This is a genomic window from Clostridium sp. AF20-7, from assembly GCF_003479275.1.
GTDB lineage: Bacteria > Bacillota > Clostridia > Lachnospirales > Lachnospiraceae > Otoolea > Otoolea fessa.
The window spans coordinates 281,148-307,272 of sequence record NZ_QUGF01000001.1 but is presented as its reverse complement, the minus strand read 5'-3'; the positions used below and the strand labels follow the sequence as shown (position 1 = coordinate 307,272).

General features: G+C 47.6%; 38 protein-coding genes and 1 riboswitch. All 38 genes read right to left on the bottom strand.

Features of this window, described 5'->3' with window-relative positions; translation table 11 throughout:
• Positions 1-31: 31 nt before the first annotated feature.
• The 38 genes from DWX68_RS01490 to rplB all read right to left on the bottom strand — a co-directional run bounded on the left by DWX68_RS01490 (position 32) and on the right by rplB (position 26,074).
• On the bottom strand, positions 32-832 hold the full coding sequence (locus DWX68_RS01490) for an energy-coupling factor transporter transmembrane component T (RefSeq protein WP_107000781.1): 801 nt from the start codon (positions 830-832) through the stop codon (positions 32-34).
• On the bottom strand, positions 829-1,692 hold the full coding sequence (locus DWX68_RS01485) for an energy-coupling factor transporter ATPase (protein WP_107000782.1): 864 nt from the start codon (positions 1,690-1,692) through the stop codon (positions 829-831). Before DWX68_RS01485 ends, DWX68_RS01490 begins: the two co-directional genes overlap by 4 nt.
• A 2-nt stretch (positions 1,693-1,694) precedes the next feature.
• Complete coding sequence (locus DWX68_RS01480; protein ID WP_107001012.1) at positions 1,695-2,555, bottom strand: energy-coupling factor transporter ATPase; 861 nt, start codon at positions 2,553-2,555, stop codon at positions 1,695-1,697.
• A gap of 149 nt (positions 2,556-2,704) precedes the next feature.
• Positions 2,705-3,700 (bottom strand): peptidylprolyl isomerase, encoded by a 996-nt coding sequence (locus DWX68_RS01475; RefSeq protein ID WP_107000783.1) that lies wholly within the window; start codon positions 3,698-3,700, stop codon positions 2,705-2,707.
• Positions 3,701-4,093: 393 nt separating this feature from the next.
• A complete protein-coding gene (locus DWX68_RS01470) occupies positions 4,094-4,750 on the bottom strand; it encodes a Maf family protein (protein ID WP_107000784.1) in 657 nt (218 codons plus the stop codon).
• Between the two features lie 99 nt (positions 4,751-4,849).
• Positions 4,850-5,311: a divergent PAP2 family protein gene (locus tag DWX68_RS01465; RefSeq protein WP_117796491.1), complete on the bottom strand. Its 462-nt coding sequence runs from the start codon at positions 5,309-5,311 to the stop codon at positions 4,850-4,852.
• 77 nt (positions 5,312-5,388) lie between these two features.
• Positions 5,389-6,834, bottom strand: a complete 1,446-nt coding sequence (glgA, locus tag DWX68_RS01460; RefSeq protein WP_117796492.1) for a glycogen synthase GlgA — start codon at positions 6,832-6,834, stop codon at positions 5,389-5,391.
• 387 nt (positions 6,835-7,221) lie between these two features.
• Positions 7,222-7,890: a hydrolase gene (locus DWX68_RS01455; protein WP_117796493.1), complete on the bottom strand. Its 669-nt coding sequence runs from the start codon at positions 7,888-7,890 to the stop codon at positions 7,222-7,224.
• A 207-nt stretch (positions 7,891-8,097) separates the two neighbouring features.
• The gene (gene spo0A, locus DWX68_RS01450; RefSeq protein ID WP_117796494.1) at positions 8,098-8,904 is read right to left on the bottom strand and encodes a sporulation transcription factor Spo0A; all 807 of its coding nucleotides are present in this window, start codon (positions 8,902-8,904) and stop codon (positions 8,098-8,100) included.
• 428 nt (positions 8,905-9,332) lie between these two features.
• A riboswitch (cyclic di-GMP riboswitch) is annotated at positions 9,333-9,408 on the bottom strand.
• 214 nt (positions 9,409-9,622) lie between these two features.
• Positions 9,623-10,912 (bottom strand): SpoIVB peptidase, encoded by a 1,290-nt coding sequence (gene spoIVB, locus DWX68_RS01440; RefSeq protein ID WP_118628426.1) that lies wholly within the window; start codon positions 10,910-10,912, stop codon positions 9,623-9,625.
• Between the two features lie 398 nt (positions 10,913-11,310).
• Positions 11,311-11,847: a L17 family ribosomal protein gene (locus DWX68_RS01435; protein ID WP_022360547.1), complete on the bottom strand. Its 537-nt coding sequence runs from the start codon at positions 11,845-11,847 to the stop codon at positions 11,311-11,313.
• 178 nt (positions 11,848-12,025) lie between these two features.
• On the bottom strand, positions 12,026-12,988 hold the full coding sequence (locus DWX68_RS01430) for a DNA-directed RNA polymerase subunit alpha (RefSeq protein ID WP_107000788.1): 963 nt from the start codon (positions 12,986-12,988) through the stop codon (positions 12,026-12,028).
• Between the two features lie 126 nt (positions 12,989-13,114).
• Positions 13,115-13,708, bottom strand: a complete 594-nt coding sequence (gene rpsD / locus DWX68_RS01425; protein ID WP_107000789.1) for a 30S ribosomal protein S4 — start codon at positions 13,706-13,708, stop codon at positions 13,115-13,117.
• An 18-nt stretch (positions 13,709-13,726) separates the two neighbouring features.
• Positions 13,727-14,128: a 30S ribosomal protein S11 gene (gene rpsK, locus DWX68_RS01420; protein ID WP_022360550.1), complete on the bottom strand. Its 402-nt coding sequence runs from the start codon at positions 14,126-14,128 to the stop codon at positions 13,727-13,729.
• Between the two features lie 75 nt (positions 14,129-14,203).
• A complete protein-coding gene (gene rpsM, locus DWX68_RS01415) occupies positions 14,204-14,572 on the bottom strand; it encodes a 30S ribosomal protein S13 (protein WP_022360551.1) in 369 nt (122 codons plus the stop codon).
• A 131-nt stretch (positions 14,573-14,703) separates the two neighbouring features.
• Positions 14,704-14,817, bottom strand: coding sequence for a 50S ribosomal protein L36 (gene rpmJ, locus DWX68_RS01410; protein ID WP_003497809.1), 114 nt, complete (start codon positions 14,815-14,817; stop codon positions 14,704-14,706).
• A gap of 249 nt (positions 14,818-15,066) precedes the next feature.
• Positions 15,067-15,285: a translation initiation factor IF-1 gene (infA, locus tag DWX68_RS01405; RefSeq protein WP_022360552.1), complete on the bottom strand. Its 219-nt coding sequence runs from the start codon at positions 15,283-15,285 to the stop codon at positions 15,067-15,069.
• A gap of 1 nt (position 15,286) precedes the next feature.
• Positions 15,287-15,559, bottom strand: a complete 273-nt coding sequence (locus DWX68_RS01400; RefSeq protein ID WP_117796495.1) for a hypothetical protein — start codon at positions 15,557-15,559, stop codon at positions 15,287-15,289.
• Positions 15,560-15,812: 253 nt separating this feature from the next.
• The gene (gene map, locus DWX68_RS01395) at positions 15,813-16,562 is read right to left on the bottom strand and encodes a type I methionyl aminopeptidase (RefSeq protein ID WP_117796496.1); all 750 of its coding nucleotides are present in this window, start codon (positions 16,560-16,562) and stop codon (positions 15,813-15,815) included.
• 3 nt (positions 16,563-16,565) lie between these two features.
• Positions 16,566-17,210: an adenylate kinase gene (locus DWX68_RS01390; protein ID WP_022360555.1), complete on the bottom strand. Its 645-nt coding sequence runs from the start codon at positions 17,208-17,210 to the stop codon at positions 16,566-16,568.
• 108 nt (positions 17,211-17,318) lie between these two features.
• Positions 17,319-18,635: a preprotein translocase subunit SecY gene (gene secY / locus DWX68_RS01385; RefSeq protein ID WP_107000793.1), complete on the bottom strand. Its 1,317-nt coding sequence runs from the start codon at positions 18,633-18,635 to the stop codon at positions 17,319-17,321.
• A 1-nt stretch (position 18,636) separates the two neighbouring features.
• Complete coding sequence (rplO, locus tag DWX68_RS01380) at positions 18,637-19,077, bottom strand: 50S ribosomal protein L15 (protein WP_022360557.1); 441 nt, start codon at positions 19,075-19,077, stop codon at positions 18,637-18,639.
• A gap of 23 nt (positions 19,078-19,100) precedes the next feature.
• The gene (rpmD, locus tag DWX68_RS01375) at positions 19,101-19,283 is read right to left on the bottom strand and encodes a 50S ribosomal protein L30 (RefSeq protein WP_022360558.1); all 183 of its coding nucleotides are present in this window, start codon (positions 19,281-19,283) and stop codon (positions 19,101-19,103) included.
• A gap of 15 nt (positions 19,284-19,298) precedes the next feature.
• Positions 19,299-19,808: a 30S ribosomal protein S5 gene (rpsE, locus tag DWX68_RS01370; protein WP_022360559.1), complete on the bottom strand. Its 510-nt coding sequence runs from the start codon at positions 19,806-19,808 to the stop codon at positions 19,299-19,301.
• Between the two features lie 19 nt (positions 19,809-19,827).
• Positions 19,828-20,196 carry a 50S ribosomal protein L18 gene (gene rplR, locus DWX68_RS01365; protein ID WP_022360560.1) on the bottom strand — a complete coding sequence of 123 codons (369 nt, stop codon included), beginning with the start codon at positions 20,194-20,196 and terminating at the stop codon, positions 19,828-19,830.
• A gap of 17 nt (positions 20,197-20,213) precedes the next feature.
• Positions 20,214-20,756: a 50S ribosomal protein L6 gene (gene rplF / locus DWX68_RS01360; RefSeq protein WP_022360561.1), complete on the bottom strand. Its 543-nt coding sequence runs from the start codon at positions 20,754-20,756 to the stop codon at positions 20,214-20,216.
• A 99-nt stretch (positions 20,757-20,855) separates the two neighbouring features.
• Positions 20,856-21,257 carry a 30S ribosomal protein S8 gene (rpsH, locus tag DWX68_RS01355; RefSeq protein WP_022360562.1) on the bottom strand — a complete coding sequence of 134 codons (402 nt, stop codon included), beginning with the start codon at positions 21,255-21,257 and terminating at the stop codon, positions 20,856-20,858.
• Positions 21,258-21,458: 201 nt separating this feature from the next.
• Positions 21,459-21,644, bottom strand: coding sequence for a type Z 30S ribosomal protein S14 (locus DWX68_RS01350; RefSeq protein WP_022345134.1), 186 nt, complete (start codon positions 21,642-21,644; stop codon positions 21,459-21,461).
• Positions 21,645-21,658: 14 nt separating this feature from the next.
• Positions 21,659-22,198 (bottom strand): 50S ribosomal protein L5, encoded by a 540-nt coding sequence (gene rplE, locus DWX68_RS01345; RefSeq protein ID WP_022360563.1) that lies wholly within the window; start codon positions 22,196-22,198, stop codon positions 21,659-21,661.
• 23 nt (positions 22,199-22,221) lie between these two features.
• Complete coding sequence (gene rplX / locus DWX68_RS01340; protein WP_022360564.1) at positions 22,222-22,527, bottom strand: 50S ribosomal protein L24; 306 nt, start codon at positions 22,525-22,527, stop codon at positions 22,222-22,224.
• Positions 22,528-22,539: 12 nt separating this feature from the next.
• Entirely contained in the window at positions 22,540-22,908 is a 369-nt protein-coding gene (gene rplN / locus DWX68_RS01335) for a 50S ribosomal protein L14 (RefSeq protein ID WP_022360565.1), read from the bottom strand.
• Between the two features lie 27 nt (positions 22,909-22,935).
• Positions 22,936-23,190 (bottom strand): 30S ribosomal protein S17, encoded by a 255-nt coding sequence (gene rpsQ / locus DWX68_RS01330; RefSeq protein WP_107000794.1) that lies wholly within the window; start codon positions 23,188-23,190, stop codon positions 22,936-22,938.
• Positions 23,191-23,229: 39 nt separating this feature from the next.
• A complete protein-coding gene (gene rpmC / locus DWX68_RS01325; RefSeq protein WP_022360567.1) occupies positions 23,230-23,430 on the bottom strand; it encodes a 50S ribosomal protein L29 in 201 nt (66 codons plus the stop codon).
• Positions 23,420-23,857 (bottom strand): 50S ribosomal protein L16, encoded by a 438-nt coding sequence (gene rplP, locus DWX68_RS01320; RefSeq protein WP_022360568.1) that lies wholly within the window; start codon positions 23,855-23,857, stop codon positions 23,420-23,422. The genes rpmC and rplP overlap by 11 nt, the downstream gene beginning before the upstream one ends.
• Positions 23,857-24,513, bottom strand: coding sequence for a 30S ribosomal protein S3 (rpsC, locus tag DWX68_RS01315; RefSeq protein ID WP_022360569.1), 657 nt, complete (start codon positions 24,511-24,513; stop codon positions 23,857-23,859). The genes rplP and rpsC overlap by 1 nt, the downstream gene beginning before the upstream one ends.
• Before the next feature lie 12 nt (positions 24,514-24,525).
• The gene (gene rplV, locus DWX68_RS01310) at positions 24,526-24,912 is read right to left on the bottom strand and encodes a 50S ribosomal protein L22 (RefSeq protein WP_022360570.1); all 387 of its coding nucleotides are present in this window, start codon (positions 24,910-24,912) and stop codon (positions 24,526-24,528) included.
• Positions 24,913-24,938: 26 nt separating this feature from the next.
• A complete protein-coding gene (gene rpsS, locus DWX68_RS01305; protein WP_022360571.1) occupies positions 24,939-25,220 on the bottom strand; it encodes a 30S ribosomal protein S19 in 282 nt (93 codons plus the stop codon).
• Positions 25,221-25,234: 14 nt separating this feature from the next.
• Positions 25,235-26,074: a 50S ribosomal protein L2 gene (gene rplB / locus DWX68_RS01300; RefSeq protein ID WP_022360572.1), complete on the bottom strand. Its 840-nt coding sequence runs from the start codon at positions 26,072-26,074 to the stop codon at positions 25,235-25,237.
• Positions 26,075-26,125: the final 51 nt, after the last annotated feature.

Sequence of the window (26,125 nt, the reverse complement as noted above, 5' to 3'; positions counted from 1 at the left end):
TGCCTACCCGCGGACAGTAACCCCTTTTTCGCTAAAAAACGATCCGCAGTACAATCACAATTCCCAGATAAGCCAGAAGAATCAAGTAGGTAATCCGGTCTCTCCTCTCATAATGCAGCGGCTTCATCTTCGTGCGCCCACTTCCGCCCCGGTAGCAGCGCGCCTCCATCGCCATCGCCAGATCCGTCGCGCGGCGGAACGCCGATACGAAAAGTGGTACCAGAATCGGGATCATGCTCTTTGCCCGCTGTACGAGATTGCCAGATTCAAAATCAGCGCCTCTCGCCATCTGTGCCTTCATGATCTTATCCGTCTCCTCAATCAGAATCGGGATAAAGCGCAGTGCGATGGACATCATCATCGAGATCTCATGCACCGGCACATGGAGACGGTTCAAGCATCCCAGACTCCGCTCCAAGCCGTCCGTAAGCTGGTTCGGGGTCGTCGTCAGCGTCATGACAGAGGAACCAATCACCAGATACATCAGGCGCAGACCCATGAAAACTGCCAGCCGCAAGCCCTCATGCGTCACTTTTAAAAATCCAATCTGGAAAATAACCCGTCCGCTCGTCAGAAACAGGTTAAAGCTGATACTGATAAGTAACAGGAACACGATCGCCTTGAGTCCCCGCACAATAAATTTAAATGGTACGCGTGAGGTGCGGACCGCCATCGCCAGAAATACGGTTGCCACTGCATAGCAGAGCAGGTTGTCCGCGAAAAATAATGAAATAATGTAGATCAGCGTTCCAAACAGCTTGGTACGCGGATCCAGCCGGTGAACCACTGATTCGACCGGATAATACTGTCCGATTGTGATATCCCGTATCATTGTTTCTCCCTCCGCTTGTTATACAGCGCCAGAATCGCCTCCCGCGCCTCTTCTACCGTCGTGATCGTGTCGTCGATCGGAATCCCGCGCTCCCGAAGTCCCTGCACCACATAAGTGATCTGCGGCGCGGCAAGACCGATCGCCTCTAACTCCTTGTAATGGCGGAATACCTCCTTCGGCGTATCGTCAAACATCTTCACGCCGTCGTTCATGACCATGATGCGGTCCACGTAGCGCGCCATGTCCTCCATGCTGTGGGAAACCACCAAAATCGTCAGCCCGTGCTCCCGGTTCAGGCGCTCGATCTGACCTAAAATCTCATCGCGCCCCTGCGGATCGAGTCCCGCCGTCGGCTCGTCGAGGATCATCATCTCCGGACGCATCGCCAGTACACCCGCGATCGCGACGCGGCGTTTCTGTCCGCCGGAAAGTTCAAACGGGGACTGCTTATAAAATTTTTCATCCATGCCGACCAGCTTTAAGGCATGGCGGGCACGTTTTTCCACCTCTTCCTGCGGAAGCCCCAGATTTTTCGGTCCGAAACAGACGTCTGTAAAAATATCTGCCTCAAAGAGCTGGTACTCCGGATACTGGAACACCAGCCCCACTTTACTCCGCAGATCCTTTAATTTATAACCCTGGCTGTAAATGCTGACACCCTGATACTTAATGTCGCCGCTGGTCGGCTTGATCAGACCGTTTAAATGCTGGATCAGGGTTGATTTTCCCGATCCAGTGTGACCAATCAGACCGACAAATTCGCCGTCCTGAATCTCAAAACTCACGTGCTTTAATGCCTGGCGCTCTAACGCCGTGCCCTCGCCGTAGGTGTAGCACAAATCTTCTACCTGTATTGCCATCTCTATTCCTCTTTCAAAAGCGGTACCAGTGCGTCCAGAAGCTCCGATTTACGAAGGATTCCATCTGGAAGCGGAATTCCCTTTTTCTTAAGCTCCCACGCAAGCTCCGTCACCTGCGGCACATCCATCCGGTATTGTTTTAGTTCCTCCACGCGGGAGAAAATCTCCTTCGGCGTGCCGTCCATCACGATATGACCGTCATCCATGACGATCACGCGGTCTGCATCGACCACCTCTTCCATATAATGGGTGATCAGCACCATCGTGATTCCTTCCACCCGGTTTAACTCATGGACGGTGCGGATAACCTCCTTGCGTCCGTTCGGATCGAGCATCGCCGTCGGCTCATCGAGCACGATACATTCTGGTTTCATCGCCATGACGCCCGCGATCGCCACACGCTGCTTCTGTCCGCCGGACAGATGGTTCGGGGACTGCTTGCGGTACATCGTCATCCCGACTGCCTTTAAGCTCTCATCCACTCGCTTCCAGATCTCCTCGGTCGGAACTCCGATATTTTCCGGACCGAATCCGACGTCCTCTTCCACTATATTTCCTATGATCTGGTTATCCGGGTTCTGAAAGACCATGCCCGCATTTTTGCGGATATCCCAGAGATGCGCCTCGTCCCTCGTATCCATCTCCGATACAAAAAGCGTACCGTCGGTCGGGCTCAAAATGCCATTGATCTGCTTGGCAAATGTGGACTTGCCGGAACCATTGTGTCCCAGGATCGCCACAAAGCTGCCTTTCTCAATCTCCAGATTCACATGATCCAGGGCGCGCTTTACTTCCTCTACCTGCCCCTCTTCATCGCGTCTTATATAATCAAATACAAGATTGACCGCTTTTATGATATTCATGTATTTTTCCTCCACAGTATGTCCGCCTGACCGGACATTACCGTTCATTGTAGAAGAATTTTCCCCGGTAGTCAAGCGGTTGTTCCGAATTGTTATCCTTTTTTGAAAATAAGTTTACTTTTTTTCTGCCCGCCCCAGGTACAGACTACCTATTTGATCGCATATTCCGCGTAAATTTCAAAGAAATCCGCGTCATTTTTCTCGAACTCCGAGGTCAGATCCAGACTGTCCCAGAGCCCGCTGCTGTAAGAAACGGAGATCGTATTGCTGAACCGGTCGTAGATCTCCTGAAAGGCGCGTTTTTTCCGCTCCTCGTAGATGCGCTCCTTGCGCGCCGCCGTCTCGTCCTCGTCGTAATCGTCCGTACATTTGAGCACATAGTACGCGTCGTCCGCATGGATCACCTGGCTGACTGCGCCCTCGGCAAGGGAAAATGCCTCTTTCTCATAGGCATCCGACTCATCACCGCGCCCCAGCACCCGGTCACTCACCGTCAGCCCCGCCTCCTCGGCACAGGACTGGAAATCGGCATCTTCCTGCGATGCCGCCCGCTGGAAGGCGTCTGCCTCGCTCTCATCCGATGTCTTTATCTGACTGACATGGATCACCTTTGCCTCACTGTCGCTGACCTCCAGCGCCACATTGTCCGTGAGCTGTCCCGCCAGCTTCTCCGCCAGACCATAATCCTCATAGATATGCTGGACATCCGCCTCTGTCACGCCCATCGAGTCAATCGCCGACTGCGGCAGACGCCCAAAATACTCGGCTGCTGCCCGGTCCATCGCCGCCCGCTCCTCTGAAGTCAGGGAAATCCCCCGATCGGCTGCCAGCAGGTTCATGATTTTCAGCTCATCCATAAACGAACGGATCTGTTTTTTTAGATACGTTTCAAAATCATCGCCCTTTTCTCCAACTGAAACGCCCCAGATCTGATCCGTACAGACCTCCTCATAGCGTTTTTTCTCCGTCATGGCAATCACCATCACTTCCGCGCGGGAATAACCCTTTTCATTCTTCTTTCCCACCACGATCGTGCTGCCGTCCGAGCCGCATCCAGTCAAAAGCCCCAGGCTGAGCGCCAGCCCCGCAAGCAGGGCACACGCCGCCCGGTGGATATGGTTTGTCTTCCTTTTCTGTTTCTGCATGGATACTCCCTTTCTCCTGCATATTTTAGCAATTCCTGTCACATATTCTCTCTGAGCGGCTGATTTATCTCAGTCGAGAAGACTCCCACCTCTTCAGGTGGTGAGTAATAGCAAATTTGTCTCAGTGGGAGTTGGGTCTCCGACTGAGATAAACGCTCCGCGAGGATGCGCAGTGATTCTGTAAAGAATATGTCAGCTTACGCTGACCAGAATCACGCGCCAAGTCTCACGGACGTTCGACTTGAATACTGTTCACACATATGACCAGCAGCGCTGCGTTCTGTCAATCCTTCCACTCTGGTTCACGGTCTGCCACCACGTTTTCTTACGGCACTTTCGGTTCCAAAAGTGCCTACCCGTGAACAGTAACTTTCTTTCCATCCGCCATCCACCTCAGGCCGTATGCTTGAGCAGATCTTCTATCTTCTCCGGGCAGATCCGCTTCAATTCCTGATAGAGCCTTCCGACCGGCAGCCCCATCACATTCGTGTAAGAACCATCGATTCCGCGGATATGCGCGGCAAAACTTCCCTGAATGCCGTATGCACCCGCCTTGTCCATCGACTCGCCGCAGTCTACATACGCCTCGATCTCCGCATCGCTCATCGGATATACATCCACCCGCGTCTCAACCGCAAAGCAGCTCTCCCGATCCTCAGTCAGGATCGCCACGCCCGTGTATACACGGTGGCTGCGCCCCTGGATCCGTCCGATCATCTCAAGCGCCTCATCCCGATCCGCCGGTTTTCCTAAAATCTCGTCATCCACACTGACAACGGTATCGGAACCAATGATAATCCCGGAAAATAGGATTCCCGTCGTCCGCGCCTCCTCACGCACCTGCGCCATCACATCGCGCGCCTTCTGTCCCGCCAGTTCCATCACAACCTGCGCCGGTTCCGTACAGAGCGGATTTTCCTCCAAAGTGCTCGGATGAATCTCCGGTTTCAGCCCAATCCGCTCCAAAAGCTCCCTGCGGCGCGGAGACGCACTCGCCAGAATTAACCGGCAGGCTGGTTTGATATTTTCTATGTCTCTTCTCTGTTCCATTGTTCTGTTCTCATTTCCTCAGTTTCATTTAACGCTTAAATACACGTTATCCCTATATTTATACCATCTATCAGCCAAAATGAAAAGATCCGATGTTCGTTATATGAACATCGGATCGAGAATAAATGCAATCAAAATGCCTAAAATCGCGCCTGCTGCTACCTGTATCGGCGTATGCCCCACGTATTCCTTCAATTTTTCCTGTAATACCACGCCGTCCAGCTTGAGGAAATCATCGAAAAGCAGGCGGTTCAGAACTCTTGCCTGCTTTCCTGTCTCCTGCCGGACACCGATCGCGTCATACATAACAACCATCGCCAGAATAAAGCTGATGGAAAATTCAAAGCTTCCCACTCCGTACCGCAGCGCCGCCGCCGTTGCCAGCGAACATACAGTGGATGAGTGGGAACTCGGCATACCGCCGGAGCCAATCAGACGCTCCGGGTTGAACGAATGGTTCAGCCCGATGTCCAGAATCGTCTTGAGCACCTGGGCGACCACCCACCCGGTCACGCCGGTCATCAGCGTCTGGTTTGATGTCAATTCCTGAAAAAAAGTCATGTTTCTCTCCTGTACTATCTTAATTCCTCTGTTTTCTTCCACACATATGCCACTGTCCTAAATCACTCGGTCCGTCATTAATATCCTATCAGCCAGTCATACAATTCCTGATATTTTCCAGCCGATGTCTGCCAGGAAAAATCAGCCGCCATGCCGCGGTCTACGATCTTGTTCCACTCGCGCTTCTTATTATAATAGATGTATTTTGCATAGCGGATGCAGTCGAGCATCTCATGTGCATTGTAGTTAGCAAAGGAAAATCCTGTTCCGGTTCCATCGTATTCATTGTATGGCCATACAGTATCCTTGAGGCCACCCGTCTCACGCACGATCGGCACGGTTCCGTAGCGAAGCGCCATGAGCTGGCTCAGCCCACATGGTTCAAACAGCGACGGCATCAGGAATGCGTCACAGGCTGCATATACCTTATGCGACATATCTTCCGAATAATAAATATTAGCGGAAACACGATCATTGTACTTCCAGTCATAGTGGCGGAACATATTTTCATACCGTTCATCTCCGGTTCCCAGCACAACCAGCTGTACATCTTCCGTACAGATCTCATCCATCACACACTGTACCAGGTCAAGTCCCTTCTGGTCGGTCAGACGGGAGACGATACCGATCATGAACTTTTTCTCGTCCTGCGCCAGTCCCAGCTCCGCCTGCAGCGCCTTTTTATTCTTGGATTTCTCCTTGCGGAATGTCTTTGCGTTATAATTTTGTACGATCCGTTTATCTGTCTCCGGATTAAATTCATCGTAATCAATACCATTTAAGATACCGCGCAGACTGTTGCTTCTCGCACGCATCAGACCGTCCAGTCCCTCGCCGTAGAACGGAGTCTTAATCTCCTCCGCGTAGGTGTTGCTGACCGTCGTGATCGCATCCGCGTATACGATGCCGCCTTTTAACATATTGCCGTCTTTGTAAGCTTCCAGCTTATCCGGTGTAAAATAGTAGTCCGGCAGCTCAGAGAAATGCTGGATTGTCTTCACATCCCACACACCCTGGAATTTCAGGTTGTGGATCGTCATGACGGACTTGATATCCCGGAAGAACTCGCCGCCGTGGAATTTGTCCTTGAGATGCACCGGGATAAGTCCCGTCTGCCAGTCGTGGCAGTGGATGACATCCGGCTTGAAGCCGATCACCGGCAGGGATGAGAGAGCCGCCTTGCAGAAGAAAGAAAACTTCTCCAGATCGTAATACCAGTCCCCATACGGGCGATCACCCCAGAAATAACTCTCATTATCAATAAAATAGAAGGTCACGCCCTCATATTCATATTCCAGGATGCCCACATACCGGTTCTGTCCCAGATAATCCATATAAAAATGGTTCACATACTTCATTTCACTGCGGAATGACTCTTTGATGCACAGATACTTCGGGATCATAACACGCACATCAAAATACTGCTTATCAAAACATTTTGGAAGAGATCCGACAACGTCTGCCAGACCTCCTGTCTTGATAAATGGAACCGCCTCCGATGCAATAAATAGAATATTCTTCATAGCTACTACCTCCCAACCGTGCCCGCTCGCGATCCGGCACCCTATTAAAATTATTATACAATAGAATCAGGGAATTAGAAAGTAGGCGACAGAGAAAAAAATCGGGAAATATATGACAAATAGTTCCGATTTGCAGACTGTATTTTCTGAATTGGATATTTTGCATAGTACCGGATGAATTATAAATTTTACCGCATGAAAAAGAATGTGCCTTGGCACATTCTCGCGCCGAGCGCGGTCGCTTGCGACATGTTTCTGCTTCGCGCGAGTGCGCATCCTCGCGGAGCGTTTTTTTGTTTCATAGGACGCAATTTCCTATGAAACAAAAATAAAAGACGGAGCCGAAAAGAAAATTATGTTTTCTCTTCGGCCCCGGCTTTTGTATAATCAGGGATTGATCTCCCTGTATTTCTTCATCGTCCGCGCAAACAGCTCGCCGTTGGACGGCGGCGTGTACGTGATCGCATTGGCGCCCGCCTCGATCGTCTCCAAAATCGATTCGTTAGTCGGTCCTCCGGTCGCGATAATGGCAACGTCCGGATACTCCTTCCGTATCTCGGCTACCATCGATGCGGTGGCGGCAGCGCCTGATACATTTAAAATATCGGCTCCCGCCTCCAGTTTGCGGCGGACATCCGTGTGAACCGAAGCAATCGTCGCAATGACCGGAATGTCAACCACCCGCTTGATCTCCGTGATGACCTCATCCGCGATCGGCGCGTTGACCACTACACCGTAGGCTCCCTGATGTTCTGCCTGAAGCGCCAGACGGACGGAACGCTTTCCTCCGGTCAGACCGCCGCCGACCCCGACAAACACCGGCACATCCGAGATGCTGATGATCGACTGTGAGATAGCTGCCTGCGGAGTAAACGGATAAACTGCGATGATCGCATCCGCGTTGATATTTTTGATGATTGCCACATCCGTTGAAAAGGCGATCGATTTGATACGCTTTCCAAAGATGCGGATTCCTGAACATTCACTGATACAATACGGACACATAATCGTGTGATCCCGCAGGGTTCCATTGTACGCCGGTACTTTTTTTTTCATAGGCAATTCTCCGTTCTTTTAGCTGCTTTCCTGACCTCTCTGTCCAGCTGTTTTATACAGGGGCAGTTTTTCAGTCCTGCATCTTTTATTTCCCCTTTATCTTATCATACACACATTTACCCATGCAATCAGTCACTTTCATAAATGTGTTACAATCGTGTTAAAAAGGCTTACAGCACTTTCGGCTCCAAAAAGCACCGCACGATTTTATACATCCCGCTTATAATCCAGGCAAATCTTATCAACAATCAATGCGATAAATTCCGAATTGGTCGGCTTTCCTTTCCCTGTGCTGACGGTATATCCAAATAGATCGTTGATCGTGTCCATCTTGCCGCGGCTCCATGCGACCTCAATCGCGTGGCGGATTGCCCGCTCGACACGGCTTGAAGTGGTCTGGCGCTTCTTGGCGATGGTCGGGTACAGGATTTTCGTCACAGAACCGAGCATTTCTTTATCACTGACTGACAAAATAATCGCATCCCGCAGGTACTGATATCCCTTAATATGAGCCGGAATCCCAATCTCATGCAGAATCTGCGTCACATCGCTCTCCAGATTCTGTCTTTCATATTCCGCCGACACCATATACGGCTCCACCTTCCGGTTGCCCGCCAGGGTCGAAGCGCGGTTCCTGTAATTCTTCAGGCGATGTACCTTGTCTAAAACCGCCTCCTTCGAAAATGGCTTTACTATGTAATAACAGGCGCCCATCCGAAAAGCATCCGCTGTCAGATTCTCGCTGCTCGCAGCTGTAATCATAACAAAGGAAGTGTCAGCTGAACAGTCTTGATTTGTCTTGATGCGCTCCATAACCGAAATTCCATCCATTCCCGGCATCACTACGTCCAGAAATACAATATCCGGCTTTGTCTTTACGATCATATTATAGGCATCGGTTCCGTTTTCCGCTTTTCCGACCACCTGAATCTCCTTATCACTTTCCAGTATATTTCCAAGCATATCCAATGCCTGACGATTATCCTCTGCGATCGCAATCTTCATTTCTGCCATAATATTCTCCTCCTCGGCACCTGTGATGATTAAAATAATTATAAATTCTTTTTTTAACAAGTTTCAACTCGTTTTGATCGCGCAGTTCGACACTCAACGCTCATTTTGTCTATCAATTCTTTTGATGCAAAATAAATTACACAAGATGCAAACTATATATAAGCATGTATTGTAGCTAACCGTATCTGTTAAGATTCCGCTATAAACCTTCTACCGCCCAGCCGCCATACGCCTATCTAACGATCCCTTATCACCACGTTTTACCGATTCCGGTCGAAAGACACACAAAATACACGCAATTAAAAAGCCTCCACGACCGGTTTCTGAACATGAAAATTCCATCTTTGCAGATCAAGTTTCGATAAATTCCTATAAAAAAACAGAGTTACGCCATAGCCATACAACTATAACATACTCTGTTATCGTGTTAATGCAACTGGCTGCCATTTTACAGGCCCTATAGCTTTGCGTCGCAGCTTTTCAACTGTTTTGCCAAATATGTAATTTGCTCTATTATATACGCTTTTTTTATATCCTGTCAATAAAGAGAGCAAAAACTTTGTACTTTGCATGTTACTGTTCACACACGTGTGCCCAGCAACAGGATTTTGCCGATGCTGCGCATTCAAAATCGGCAAAATCTGCTGCCAGAACTGTATCATATGGAATTTTAAGTTCAGAAAATTCCCACCCGTAAACAGTTACTTTGCATCCAGATTCAATGTCCCAGCATATTCTCCACCAGAATCCCATACCCACGCGTCGAATCCTGAATAAAAACGTGCGTAACTGCTCCGATGAGTTTTCCGTTCTGGATGATGGGGCTGCCGCTCATGCCCTGGACGATCCCGCCGGTCAGGGACAGAAGTTCCGGATCGGTTACGCGAATGACCATGTCCTTGTTGTGGCGGTTGGAGGAGTGGTCTATTTTCTGAATCTCAATCTCGTAGTCTTTCAATTCCCCGGACACGCTGCTACGGATGCAGGCACGGCCTTTTTTGACGTCCTGACGGTAACCGATCGGAATTGCAGGGTTCTTTACCCGGCTTAAAAAGCGCGGATTTGCCGTCCCGAAAATGCCCTGATCCGTATTGGCCTCCACACTTCCCAGCCGCGACTGATTTCCATAGTAGATAACGCCCGACATCACGCCCGGCTTTCCGAAACTTCCCTTCTCCACGCCCAGAATCTCCGTATCGTATAGTTCGCCGCCGGAGGTCTGCACCAGAAGTCCCGTGTCGCCATCGCTGATACCGTGTCCCAGCGCTCCAAACGCGCCGTTAGCACATACATAGGTCATCGTACCGATGCCCTGCGTATCGTCGCGGATCCACAGCCCCAGCTTATAGTCTCCCTCCTGCGTCTGTACCGGCGTCATCTGTACATCCATCGTCTCTCCCTCGCGGCGCACTGAAAGTGTCAGAGCCATATTTCCCGCTTCCTTGACTGCCCGTATCATATCTTTCTTGTCCGTCGCCGGCGTCCCGTTGATTGCCTCGATATAGTCTCCAGAACGCAGGATTCCGTCCGCCGGATCCATCACCTCCCCCGTCTGTGCTGTCACCCTTCCGGTTCCGATCACCATCAGTCCGTCGGATTTCATGTAAATACCCACCGGCAGCCCACAGGGAACCGCATACTGGACGTCCGACACATCTACCTCGATATCCTTTAATTTCCATATTCCAAAGAGTTTGAGACTTAAACGGTACGTTCCCTCCTGTTCAGAATAGATGGAAAAGGGCTGGTTGAGCTGCAGATGGATCTGGTCGGATGGAATTTTAGAGTTGCCGTTTAGAAGCACCTCCTCGCTCTCACTTTCCAGCAATGCCCGAAACGGCAGCCCAAAGCGAACTTGCTCCTGCCGGTCCACCACCACATTGATGCGGTCGGGAACCGCGTTCTTCACATATTGATAAGATACGCCGGCAAGCGCAATGACCCCCGCACCAAAGATTATCAGCAGAACACGGCGAAGTTTTTCCTTCCGACTTGTTGTTTTCCACATACTAGGTTTTTTTCGCACGTTTTTTCCTCCTTCTACTCCTATGTACTTCCCCCGTTCCGTAGATTCCACCCTGCGGCGAATTTCAACGAAATGCAGATGTACACTCTGTTTGAATCCAAGAAATTGTTCCATAAAATCGTTTAATCCTAGTATGCGGAAAACCGTAAAATTCAGTCTGCTATTTTTGCGCCATTCTTTCTATTTTTTTCATTCAATTAAAACCCTGGCTTTTTCTCATGGTAAACAGTTACAAAAATTCCATTCTAACGTCAAAAAACCCCGGCTCAGAAGACAGATTTCTCTGTCTCCCAAACCGGGGTATAAAATCATCTTGCGATTCAAGACTTGCGTAAAAGAACGAAGATTTGATACAACTTAAACAAACGAATCTATCTAAATTATACCAGCTCTAACAGAACTTCCATAGCGCCGTCGCCCTTACGCTGACCGATCTTAACGATACGGCTGTAACCACCATTGCGGTTAGCGTACTTCGGTGCAAGCTCATCAAACAGCTTAGCCGGCATATCTACCTTCTTAGTGTTTTTCTTCTTGCCTGCTCTTGCAGTCGGAACGTCTGTTACATCGTAGAGAACCTTCAGCATCTGTCTTCTAGCGTGAAGTCTGGAAGCTTTATCTTTCTTGATCTCTTTCTCTACTTCGTCGTAAACGGTAACTTTCTTGCCGTCAACAACTTCTTTTACTCTCTTGCCGTTCTCGTCTTTGCGAGCTACCTTAGCGGTAACTTTAACGGTCTCGAAGTTATCTTTCTCTTTTACTGCCAGAGCGATCAGACCCTCAGCGATCTTCTTCACTTCTTTTGCTCTTGCCTCAGTGGTAACGATCTTGCCGTTGAATAACAGTGCGGTTACCAGGCTGCGCAGCATTGCTTTTCTCTGACTGGAAGTTCTTCCAAGTTTTCTATATCCTGCCATGATTCTTTCTCCTCCATTTGCGGAAGCCGGCACTCATGCCCTTTGGACTTACTGAATGTCTGCTATATAAAATATAATTGTTTGATGGTTATGCAGGGACCTGTGCCATTCGGACTTACCCGTCCCCGTATCTGCATGAAAGGGACGCACTGCAAAGCACGTCCACCCACGCGGTATCTTAAGCCTCTTCGCTCGGGTTGAGCTGCAGGCCTAATTCTTTCAGTTTTGCAAGAACCTCTTCCAGGGATTTGCGGCCCAGATTTCTGACTTTCATCATATCTTCCGGTGTGCGGTTGCACAGCTCCTCCACTGTATTGATTCCGGCTCTCTTTAAACAGTTGTAAGAACGAACGGATAACTCCAGCTCGTCGATGTTCATCTCAAGCACTTTCTCTTTCTCGTTGTCTTCCTTCTCTACCATAACCTCTGCGGTCTTGGCATTCTCGGAAAGGTCAATGAAGAGGTTCAGATGCTCGCTCAGAACCTTTGCTGCCAGGCTGACAGCTTCGTCTGGTGCCAGCGTTCCATTTGTGTATACATCTAATGTCAGCTTATCATAATCTGTCACCTGACCCACACGGGTGTTCTCAACGGTCATATTGACACGCTCCACCGGTGTGTAGATAGAATCAACAGCCAGAACTCCGATCGGAAGATCTTCACTCTTGTTCTTATCTGCGCTGATGTAGCCGCGGCCCTTCGTGATCGTCAGCTCCATGTAGAATTTGCTGTCCGCGCCGCCGCTTAATGTAGCGATGACCTGGTCCGGATTCAAAATCTCAATGTCAGAATCAGCGTGAATGTCAGCTGCTGTGATGACGCCTTCGCCCTCGAACTCGATATAAGCCGTCTTCGGCTCATTCGTCTCGCTGCTGTTTTTGATCGCCAGACTCTTGATGTTCATGATAATTTCAGTTACATCCTCTTTTACACCAGGGATAGAACTGAACTCATGCAAAACGCCGTCGATTTTCACTTGACTTACTGCTGCACCAGGCAAAGAGGAAAGCATAATTCTTCTTAAAGAATTGCCTAATGTGGTACCATAGCCTCTTTCCAGCGGTTCAACCACAAATTTGCCATATCTTTTGTCTTCGGAAATCTCAGCAATTTCAATTTTTGGTTTTTCAAAATCGAACACGATAGCCCCTCCTTTTGGGAACATTTTTGAGGGTCTGCCATACTCTTGTAGTCTCGGAATCTCCCAAGCAGCTGCCAAAGCAGATACATGGGAGATTCTGGACTAACATAATAGTAATACTTCTTATTATTTGGAGTACAGCTCGACGATAAGCACTTCGTTTACAGGAACGTCAATTTCGTCTCTGCTCGGTAACTCTTTAACAGTACCTTTCAGGTTCTCAGCGTCAACTTCCAGCCATGCCGGTACCATTCTTCCGCCGGTTACCTCAGCGATATCTTTATATCTCTGTGAAGATTTGTACTTCTCTTTGATCTCGATTACATCGCCAGCCTTAACTAAGTAGGACGGGATGTTTACGCTCTTGCCGTTTACGAGAACGTGCTTGTGATCTACGATCTGACGTGTCTCTTTTCTTGTACGGCCAAAGCCCATTCTGAATAATACATTATCCAGTCTGCACTCCAGAAGGATCATCAGGTTAGCACCGACCTGACCATTCATTCTGGATGCTTTTGCATAGTAATTTCTAAACGGTTTCTCTAACACACCGTAGATGAATTTTGCTTTCTGCTTCTCTCTCAGCTGGAGTGCATACTCGCTCATCTTTCTGTTGGCTCTCGTTAATTTTCTCGTTGATTTCTTGTCGATTCCTAAATAAACCGGATCAAGGTCAAGAGATCTACATCTTTTAAGTACAGGAACTCTATCTACTGCCACTTTACTTGCACCTCCTAATTAGACTCTTCTACGTTTCGGCGGACGGCATCCGTTATGCGGAACCGGAGTTACGTCCTTAATGCTTGTTACTTCCAGACCACATGCCTGAAGAGCACGGATTGCTGCTTCACGACCTGATCCCGGACCTTTTACCATAACGTCTACAGACTTTAAGCCATGGATAAGAGCTGCCTTCGTTGCAGTTTCTGCAGCCATCTGAGCTGCATATGGAGTAGATTTCCTTGAACCTCTAAATCCCAGACCGCCTGCACTTGCCCATGATAAGGCATTACCCTGTGCATCTGTTAAAGTAACGATTGTGTTATTAAAAGATGACTGGATGTGCGCCTGTCCGCGTTCAACGTTTTTCTTTACACGCTTTTTTGTCACTTTCTTGCCAGTGGACACTTTTTTAGCCATTTTAAACTAACCTACTTTCTCAAATATTGAATCCTGTTGCTAAACCTAACCTGATTCAGTTTCCTTGTTACTTAATTATTTCTTCTTGTTTGCTACTGTCTTTCTCGGACCCTTACGAGTTCTAGCGTTGGTCTTTGTCTTCTGACCACGAACCGGAAGGCTCTTTCTATGACGGATGCCTCTGTAGCATCCAATCTCCTGCAGTCTCTTGATGTTCATAGCGATCTCTCTTCTCAGATCACCCTCAACCACCTGACTGTCAGCGATGATTGCCGCAAGCTTCTTAACTTCGTCGTCAGTTAAGTCCTTAACACGAGTGTCAGGATTAACTTCAGCTTCGGCCAGGATACGGGCTGCACTTGCTCTACCGATACCGTAGATGTAAGTCAAGCCGATCTCTACGCGTTTCTCTCTTGGTAAATCGACACCTGAAATACGAGCCATGTGTGTAGTACACCTCCATTAGTTTTTCTTACTTCTTCGTTGATAATGTATAAATTTGCTTAAACTACTGAACAACTCATCCGAGTGGTTCATAATAGAAAGCCGCGCGAAAAAATAGGTGCTAAATCAAATTAGCCCTGTCTTTGTTTGTGCTTCGGATTCTCACAGATTACTCTGATACTGCCTTTTCTCTTGATGATCTTGCACTTTTCGCAAATTGGTTTAACCGATGATCTAACCTTCACAGCAATTCTCCTTTCCGTAATAGTCCGTCCAATCTCGGACATACAATTTTTTATAACCTATTGCAGTCCTGTGTCGGACTTACAGGTACAACAGACTCGTTCCATCCCCCTGCCGTGAGAGGACAAAAGGGCGGATCTTACCTGATGCTTCAACAAAGTTCGCTAAAGCATTATAACATTTAAAATCCTATAATGCAAGCGAAATTTACACTTCTCTCAATATTTTTATTGAGAAAAATGGATTGGTCTTTATTTATCTCTCCAAATGATTCTTCCCTTAGAGAGATCGTATGGCGACATTTCCATTGTAACCTTATCGCCCGGCAGAATACGGATGTAGTTCATACGGAGTTTTCCGCTGATCGTAGCAAGTACGATGTGTCCGTTTTCCAGTTCTACCTTAAACATAGCGTTCGGCAGCTTCTCTGCTACTACGCCCTCAATCTCAATTACATCTGCTTTCGACATTCTATATACCTCCCTGCAATGATTTCTGAATGAAATAGCGGATCGCTTCATCCTGGACTGCCGCGCCGTCCGCAAACTGGGCTGCCAGCGCCTCATCCCATTTGTGGGAGAACTGCACGTGCTTTCTCTTCTTGCGTTTCGGCTTGGCGGCGGTTTTAGTGCGTCCGTCTGCCAGATACACGTAGCGTGCATCTTCTCTGACTATAATATAATAAGTGCCTTTGTCGTGGCCCGCAAGTGAGCGGACCAGACAGCCAGTTCCATATTCCGTCATTCTGATCTCCGTTTCTGTAGACAGGTGTTTCCGCTCCCGCCGCAGGCTTCTCAGATTACAGTTTGTTCGCTTGCCTATTTGCTCACTTAGCTCGCAAACAAGGCAAAAATTCATGCAGATTTGTCTTCGACAAAGAATTTTTGCCATTGCCCGCCTTATTGATCGGCTCGGACATCTGCCTCAAGATGCGTACATACTGTAATCGGAAAGCCTGCTTAGGTCTTCGTAAAAACTTCCCCAGCTTACTTCTTCTTTATAAGGAAAGGATCTCAGGTTCGCCCTCTGTAATAAGAATCGTATTTTCATAATGAGCAGCCCAGCCGCCATCTTCCGTCATGACGGTCCAGTCATCATCGAGCCAGACTACTTCGTAGCTGCCCTCGGTAATCATCGGCTCGATCGCGAGCGTCATGCCGGGCTGTAAGAGAATTCCTTTTCTTTTTCTTGCAAAATTCGGAATCTCCGGATCCTCATGCAGATGGGAACCGATTCCATGACCAACCAGATCCCTGACAACACCAAAACCGAAACTTTCGGCATATTTCTGGATCGCTGCAGAGATGTCATTGAGATGATTGCCAGCTTTGGCAAATTTAATTCCCTCAAAGAAGCTCTGTCTGGTAACTTCAATCAGTTTTTTGGCATCATCGTCGATCTCTCCGATGCCGTAAGTCCGGGCTGCGTCTGAGTGGTATCCTTTGTAGATCACTCCTGCATCCAGACTGACGATGTCTCCCTCATCGAGAAAATGTTCCTTGTGCGGGATTCCATGTACAACCTCATCATTGACAGAGACACAGATCGATGCGGGATAGCCGTTGTAATTTTTGAACGAGGGAATGCAGCCGTAACTCCGGATGATTTCCTCTCCCATATGATCAATATCCCAGGTGGACATACCCGGCCGAAGATTCTTCGCCAGTTCCTCATGCGTTTTGGCGAGAATTCTTCCCGCCTCACGCATCAGTTCAATCTCCCTGGGAGATTTTATCGTCACTGCCATGTTTTAAGCTCCCAAAATATCCGTAATGTTCTTGAATACGTCTTCCATGGTCTGTGTACCGTCTACCGTATGAAGAACGCCCTTCTTCTCATAGTACTCGATCAGCGGGTGTGTCTGGTCATGGTATATTTCCAGACGTTTCTGTACAGTCTCCGGCTTGTCATCATCACGAAGCACCAGCTCAGAACCGCACTTGTCGCAGATTCCTTCTTTTTTCGGTGCTGCGAACTGGATGTGGTAGGTAGCGCCGCACTTTAAGCACGCACGGCGTCCTGCCATGCGGTTTACGATGTTTGCATCCGGCACATCTACGTTGAGCGCGAAATCAATCGCCTCGCCGTTTGCTGCCAGCGCCTCTGTCAGACTCTCAGCCTGCGGGATCGTTCTTGGGAATCCATCCAGAATATAGCCGTTCTTGCAGTCAGCCTCATGGATCCGGTCAAGAAGCATGCCGATCGTTACCTCGTCCGGTACTAAAAGCCCCTGATCGATGAACGATTTTGCTTTTTTACCAAGCTCTGTGCCTGCCTTGATATTGGAACGGAAAATATCTCCGGTAGAAATGTGCGGAATGCCGTATTTTTCTGCAATTCTCTGAGCCTGTGTTCCTTTTCCGGCTCCCGGTGCTCCTAACATAACAATCTTCATAATGGTTACAATCTCCCTATATACAACAGAATCGCCTCCAGGCAGGAGCTGTCTCCGGCCACCTCCAGCCGTAAAGTAAGCAAGCTCCCGCCCAGAAAGCGAGTTGTCTTAGTCGTTTAAGAATCCTTTATAGTTGCGAACCAGCATCTGTGATTCGACTGCTTTGATTGTCTCAAGTACTACACCTACGATAATGATAAGAGAAGTACCTCCGAAGGAGAGACGGCTCACTGAGAACAGTCCAGAGACAATGATCGGAACCAGGCAGACAATGATCAGTCCGCAGGCACCAATCAGTATAATATACTCCAGAATTCCATCCAGGTAATCGGATGTTGGCTTTCCTGGACGAATGCCCGGGATGAAGCCGCCAGATTTCTTCATGTTGTTTGCTACTTCAAGCGGGTTGAATGTAATGGATGTGTAGAAATACGCAAACACAATAATCAACGCGATGTAGACAATTAAACCAACTGAATAAGCCGGACGCTCTGGATTAAACCAGGAGCTGGAATTCAGAGCCAGAAGAATCTTTCCTCCGATGGTGTCATAATTAACCTGGAAAAATCCAGCAATTACCACCGGGAAAGACATCAGGGATGAAGCAAAGATAACAGGAATAACACCTGCTGTATTTACTTTTAACGGGATGCTTGTGGACTGACCGCCAACCATCTTACGTCCCTGCATCTTTTTAGAATACTGAACCGGAATTCTCCGCTCTGCATCCTGTAAAATGATAACAAATACAACCATCGCTACGATAACCGCTACGATAATCACGGCTGTTACAACTGCAACCGCCACGATCTTGCCCTGCAGGAAACGCTCATAGAGCGTAATCATATCGCTTGGCATGGTTGAAATGATATTGAACAGAAGCACGATAGAAATACCGTTTCCGACGCCGTTCTCGGTGATTCGCTCACCGATCCACATCAGCATGGCACTTCCGGCTGTCATTGTCACAATAGCGACAATCACATTCAGGGCAGTAAACTCAACTAAAAGTCCCTTGCCGCCGAAACCGATCGCCATAGCGACGGACTGCATCAGCGCCAGTGCAACCGTAAGGTAACGCGTATATTCCGCAATCTTCTTTCTTCCGTCCTCGCCCTCCTGCTGCATTTCCTCTAATTTCGGAATTGCAATTGTCAGAAGCTGCATGATAATGGAAGAAGTGATGTACGGGGTAATACTCAATGCGAATACCGACATGTTCGTGAACGAACCGCCGGTAATCGTATTGAAGAAACCAAACGCATCATTGGACTGTCTTGTAAACAGTTCCTGGAAAAATGTTGTATTAACTCCGGGAATCGGCAGCTGCGATCCGATACGGGTCACAACCAGCATAAAGAACGTATAGAGGAGTTTTTCTCTGACCTCTTTTATCTTAAATGCATTCTGGAGCGTTTTTAACATATTAGATCACCTCGCAGGTTCCGCCAACGGCCTCGATCTTAGCTTTCGCGCCTTCACTTACCGCATCAACCTTTACGTTCAGCTTTTTGGTCAGCTCGCCATTGCCGAGGATCTTAACGCCGTCACGCGGGTTCTTTACGATGCCTGCTTCGATTAATGTTTCAACCGTAACAACTGTGTCGTTCTCGAATCTCTCAAGAGCGCTTACGTTGATACCAACGATGGTCTTAGAATTTCTGTTTGTGAAGCCTCTCTTCGGGAGACGTCTATATAACGGCATCTGACCGCCTTCAAATCCTGGTCTCGGAGCGCCGGAACGAGCTTTCTGTCCCTTATGTCCCTTACCAGCAGTCTTACCGTTGCCTGATGCGTGACCACGACCTCTTCTGAAGCTGTCGCTGTGCTTAGAGCCTACCGCCGGCTTTAAATTGGATAAATCCATGACTGCACCTCCTTGCAAATATCTTAGATTTCCTCTACTTTAACTAAATGTCTAACATTCTGGATCATGCCTCTGATAGCGGCGTTGTCCGGCTGCTCAACTGTCTTGCCAGTCTTGTTTAAACCAAGAGCTGCAACCGTTGCTTTCTGCTTCGGGATAGCGCCAATAGGAGACTTAACCAATGTGATTTTTAATTTCTCTGCCATTTTTATCTCCTCCTATTAGTTCAGAATTTCTTCTACAGACTTACCGCGAAGTTTTGCAACCTCTTCCGGAGTCTTTAAAGAACCTAAGCCTGCCAGGGTAGCAAGAACTACGTTTGCCTTGTTGTTGGAACCAAGGGATTTTGTACGGATGTTCTTGTAACCAGCCAGATCCAGTACGGCACGAGCCGGACCACCAGCGATAATACCGGTACCTTCCGGAGCCTTCTTCAGAAGTACGTTAGCGCTTCCGAATTTGCCGAGGAAATCGTGCGGGATGCTATTGTTCTCATCGAACGGAACCTCCATCAGGTTTCTGGCAGCTGCCTCTTTGCCCTTGCGGATTGCTTCCGGAACCTCAGCAGCTTTTCCCATACCAGCACCAACGTGGCCGTTTTTATCTCCAACTACTACTAAAGCGGAAAAACGCATTGTACGTCCGCCCTTAACGGTCTTGGATACACGTTTGATTGCCACTACAGTATCCTCTAACTCGAACTGGTTGGCATCAATTTTTGTACGTTTCATGTGTATGTTCTCCTTCCTACTAGAATTCCAGACCAGCCTCGCGGGCTGCATCTGCTAATGCCTGAACTTTTCCGTGGTAAATAAATCCGCCTCTATCGAAGACAACTTCTTTAATACCTTTTTCAAGCGCTCTCTTAGCGATTACAGTTCCAACGTGAGCTGCTGCTGCAACATCGTTCGTCTTCTCCAGTTCAGCTTTAACTTCCTTCTCGGCAGTGGAAGCTGCTACTAAAGTTTTTCCAACTGTATCATCAATGATCTGAGCATACATATGATTATTACTTCTAAACACTGCTAAACGCGGTCTCTCGGCTGTGCCAGAAAAACGGTTGCGTAATCTAACGTGTTTTTTAACGCGAATTTCGCTTCTTGACTGTTTGCTAACCATCTTCACACTCTCCTTAATTATTTCTTACCAGTCTTACCAACTTTACGTCTGATAACCTCATCGGCATACTTAATACCTTTGCCCTTGTACGGCTCAGGTCTTCTCTTATCCCGAATCTCAGCTGCATACTGGCCAACTTTTTCTTTGCTGATACCTTTAACAGTGATCTTGTTCTGTCCTTCCAGAACAGTCTCAATGCCTTCCGGATCTTCCATCTCTACCGGATGGGAGTAACCAAGGCTGAGAACCAGTTTCTTGCCCTGCTTCGCTGCTCTGTAACCAACACCGTTAACTTCCAGGACTTTCTCATAGCCTTCTGTTACACCATGAATCATGTTGTTAATTAAGGTTCTTGTCAGACCGTGTAAAGATTTCATTTTCTTTAAGTCGTTCGGTCTGGTAACTACGATATGACCATCCTCTTCTTTGATGTTCATCTCAACCGGGAGTTCTCTCTCAAGAGTTCCCTTCGGACCTTTTACAGTCACTAAATTGTTCTCTGCGATTGTTACGGTTACGCCCGCCGGAATCGCAACTGGCATTCTTCCGATACGTGACATGCCTTTTACCTCCTACTTAGATTTTCGGAGAAGCCTGAGCGGCTTCTCTGTTTTCAGTTGTATCTATACCTTGTCTAAACCGATGATGATGCTTTCGGCTTACCAAACAAATGCAAGAACTTCTCCGCCTACGCCGAGTTCTCTTGCCTGCTTGTCAGTGATAACGCCCTGGTTGGTGGAGATGATAGCTACACCTAAACCGCCCAGTACCTTCGGCATATCTTCCTTGTTTGCGTAGATACGCAGACCCGGTTTGGAAATTCTCTTGATGCCGGAGATGATTTTCTCGTTTTTGTCTTTACCGTACTTTAAGGTAATACGGATAGTCTTGAAATTGCCGTCCTCAACAACGTCATATTTCTTGATGAAACCTTCCTTTACCAGGATGTCAGCGATTGCTAATTTCATCTTGGAAGACGGAACATCTACTGTATCATGTTTTGCAGTGTTAGCATTACGGATTCTTGTAAGCATATCTGCAATCGGATCGCTCATTGTCATTTTGAGTGTGCCTCCTTATAATTTGACTACCACTTACTGTAAGTGGGTTTCGGTGGGTTTTGGGAACACTAGGATGTGTCCTCTATAATATAGGCATCGTCCACTCGACTAAGCTCGTCTATCGTCTTCGACTCTGACTCACTAAGTCTCGGGACGGGCTTTCGCACTAGATTCGAAACTACCTCATCAAGTGCTCAATGCCTACCAGCTTGCTTTCTTTACGCCCGGAATTTCGCCCTTGTAAGCTAATTCACGGAAGCAAACTCTGCAGATGCCGTATTTTCTTAAATATGCATGCGGACGACCGCAGATTCTGCAGCGGTTATATTCTCTGGTGGAGAATTTTGCCGGACGCTGCTGTTTAATCTTCATTGAAGTTTTAGCCATGATAAATCCTCCTATTATTTAGCAAATGGCATGTTGAACTGAGTTAACAGCTCACGTGCTTCTTCGTCGGTCTTAGCAGTGGTAACGAAGATGATATCCATACCTCTTACCTTATCTACTTTATCGTACTCGATCTCCGGGAAGATAAGCTGCTCTTTGATACCCAGAGCGTAGTTGCCTCTGCCGTCAAATGCGTTCGGATTTACACCGCGGAAGTCTCTTACTCGCGGAAGAGCCAGGTTGATCAGACGATCAGCGAACTCATACATCTTCTCGCCACGCAGGGTAACTTTACAGCCGATAGCCATACCCTCTCTAAGTTTGAAGTTAGCGACTGATTTTTTCGCTTTTGTAAGAACTGCCTTCTGGCCAGTGATGATTTCCATATCTCTTACAGCAGAGTCCAGAACTTTAGCATTTTCTTTTGCCTCGCCAACACCCATGTTGATAACAATCTTGTCCAGCTTCGGCACTTCCATGATATTTTTATATCCGAATTTTTTGATCATAGCGTCTACGATTTCGCTCTGATACATTTCTTTTAATCTAGCCAATTTTAACGTTCCTCCTCTCTGTATTAGTCAATTACTTTACCGGTTGCCTTAGCAACGCGGACTTTCTTGCCGTCTTCTACTTTGAAGCCAACTCTCGTAGCCTTGCCATCCACTACCAGCATAACGTTGGAAATGTCAAGCGCGCCTTCCTGATGGATGATGCCGCCCTGCTGATTAGCTGCAGACGGTTTGGTATGCTTTGTTACCATGTTGCATCCCTCAACCAGGACTGTATTCTTCTTTACATTAACGGAAAGAACTTTTCCGGTTTTGTCTTTGTCTTTACCTGTGATAACCTTTACCAGGTCGCCTTTTTTAATTTTATGCACAGCTGACACCTCCTACAGTACTTCCGGAGCCAGGGAAACAATCTTCATAAACTGTTTCTCACGAAGCTCTCTGGCAACCGGCCCAAAAATACGGGTTCCTCTCGGGTTCTTGTCGTCTTTGATGATAACGGCTGCGTTCTCATCAAATTTGATGTAGGAACCATCTTTACGGCGTGCGCCCTTAACGGTACGTACAACAACGGCCTTCACTACATCGCCTTTCTTTACAACACCGCCTGGTGTTGCATCTTTAACGCTGGCAACGATTACATCGCCAATATTTGCATATCTTCTAGTAGAGCCGCCCATAACGCGGATACAGAGTAATTCTTTCGCACCGGTATTGTCGGCAACCTTTAATCTGGTCTCCTGCTGAATCATGCCCAATACTCCTTTCTGATTTAGAAATTATCTCGCTTTCTCGATAATTTCGACGAGTCTCCATCTCTTATCCTTGGATAACGGTCTTGTTTCCATTACCTTTACAGTATCACCGATACCGCACTCGTTGTTCTCGTCGTGTGCTTTTAATTTATAAGTTCTCTTAACAATCTTACCGATTAAAGGATGTTTTACGTGGTTTTCGATAGCAACTACGATTGTTTTGTCCATCTTGTTGCTTACTACCTTACCGGTACGTGTTTTTCTAAGATTTCTTTCCACGGTAGATATCTCCTTTCCTATTTTAGGAATCTATGATAATTAGTTCGCTTTCTCTGTAATAACAGTCTGAATACGAGCGATGTTTCTGCGAACTTCTTTAATTCTGCTTGTATTATCCAGCTGGTTGGTAGCGTTCTGGAATCTTAAGTTGAAGAGTTCCTTCTTAGCAGCTACTAATTCTTCGTTTAATTCTGCAGATGTCTTAGCTTTTAAATCTTCTACATACTTATTAATTTTCACTGTTATCACCGCCTTCTAAATCTGCTTTAGAAGCAATCTTGCACTTGCACGGAAGTTTGTGCATAGCAAGACGAAGCGCTTCTCTCGCTGTCTCCTCTGGTACACCCGCGATCTCAAACATTACGCGGCCTGGTTTTACTACTGCTACCCAGTACTCAAGTGCGCCTTTACCGGAACCCATACGAGTCTCAGCCGGTTTAGCAGTTACTGGTTTATCCGGGAAAATCTTAATCCAAACTTTACCACCACGTTTGATGTAACGGGTCATGGCAACACGGGCTGCCTCGATCTGGTTGGATTTGATCCAGCACGGTTCTGTAGCGACTAAACCGTACTCACCGTAGTTGATTACATTTCCTCTAAGCGCCTTGCCGGCCATGGTACCACGGAACTGTTTACGACGCTTTACTCTTTTCGGCATTAACATTATTTATCGCTCCCTTCCTTATTTCCTTTCGCAGGAAGTACCTCGCCTTTGTAGATCCAAACCTTAACACCGGTCTTGCCGTATGTTGTGTTTGCCTCAGCGAAACCGTAGTCAATATCTGCTCTTAATGTCTGAAGCGGGATAGTGCCCTCGCTGTAGAACTCTGTACGAGCCATATCAGCACCGCCAAGACGTCCGGATACGGAAGCCTTGATACCCTTAGCTCCAGCCTTCATGGTTCTGCCCATAGCGGACTTCATCGCACGACGGAAGGAAATACGGTTCTCAAGCTGCTGAGCGATGTTCTCTGCAACGAGCTGAGCGTCTCTGTCTGGTCTCTTAACTTCTTTGATGTCTACAAAAACTTTCTTGTCAGTTAATTTCTGAACCTGAGCTTTTGTCTTCTCGATCTCTGCGCCGCCCTTACCGATAACAACGCCCGGTTTAGCAGTGTAAAGAATGATTTTTACTTTATCAGAAGCGCGCTCGATTTCGATTTTGGAAACACCGGCGCTGTATAATTTCTTCTTAAGGAAGGTTCTGATTTTGTGATCCTCTACCAGGTTATCTGCAAAATCAGCTTCCGCATACCATCTGGAATCCCAGTCTTTAATAACACCGACTCTTAAGCCGTGCGGATTAACTTTCTGTCCCATAATTGCCTCCTCTTATTTCTCATCAAGCACGATTGTGATGTGGCTCATTCTCTTTTCGATTCTGTAAGCGCGGCCCTGTGCTCTCGGTTTTACTCTCTTCATTGTCGGTCCCTTGTTAGCGAAGCATTCTGCAACGTACAGGTTCTCCGGATTCATCTGGTTGTTGTTCTCTGCGTTAGCAACAGCAGACTCGAGTAATTTTTTAATTAAAGTAGAAGCATATCTAGGATTGTATGTTACAATACCAAGCGCTGTCTTCACATCTTTGCCTCTGATGGCATCTAATACGAAGCATGCTTTCTGAACGGATACTCTGGCGTAAGACAGCTTAGCCGACGGTCTCGTATCCTTATTAGCATTTCTTTCTCTTTTAATCTGGGATCTATGTCCTTTAGCCATTGGTGAAACCTCCTTTCAAGCGTAACTTACTTACGTCCTGCTTTCTTCTCGTCTTTTCCGTGGCCTCTGTAAGTTCTAGTGGCTACGAACTCACCGAGTTTATGTCCAACCATGTCCTCTGTCACGTATACCGGAACATGTTTTCTACCATCGTGAACTGCGATTGTATGTCCAACCATCTGCGGGAAGATTGTGGAACGGCGGGACCAGGTTTTGATAACCTGTTTCTGTCCTGCTGCGTTCATCTCATCTACTTTCTTTAAAAGATGAGCATCTGCAAATGGTCCTTTTTTTAATGAACGACCCATTAGTATACCTCCTATTACTGTTTACCGTTTCTTCTTCTTACGATTAACTTATTAGACTGTTTGTTTTTCTTTCTGGTCTTCAGGCCGAGTGCCGGTTTGCCCCAAGGTGTGCAAGGACCTGGACGACCGATACTGGTCTTGCCCTCACCACCACCATGCGGATGGTCATTCGGGTTCATAACAGAACCGCGGACAGTCGGACGAATACCCATGTGACGTTTTCTACCAGCCTTACCGATATTGATCAGGTTGTGGTCGCCGTTGCCAACTACACCGATAGTAGCGCGGCAGCTGATCGGAACCATTCTCATCTCTCCGGACGGTAATCTAAGGGTTGCATATTTGCCTTCTTTAGCCATTAACTGAGCAGAGTTACCAGCGGAACGAACCAGCTGACCACCCTTGCCCGGAAGAAGCTCGATGTTGTGAATCTGTGCACCAACCGGGATTTCAGAAAGCGGTAAGCAGTTACCAACTTTTGCCTCAGCCTCTGCACCGCTCATAACCTTCTGTCCAACCTGTAAACCAGCCGGAGCAAGGATATAAGCTTTCTCGCCGTCTGCGTAGCAGATCAGAGCGATGTTTGCTGTACGGTTCGGATCGTACTCGATACCAAGTACGGTTGCTGCGATACCGTCTTTTGCATTTCTCTTGAAGTCGATGATTCTATATTTTCTTCTGGAACCGCCGCCTCTGTGACGAACGGTGATTTTACCCTGGTTGTTACGACCTGCGTTCTTCTTTAAAGAAACTACTAAGGATTTCTCCGGTGTGGATTTTGTAATCTCAGAGAAATCAGAGCCGGTCATATGTCTTCTGGAAGGTGTATATGGGCTGTAAGATTTAATTCCCATGACTTTGACTCCTTTCGTTCAACGCCTCCTGGCGTTTCTTCATGTTTTTCA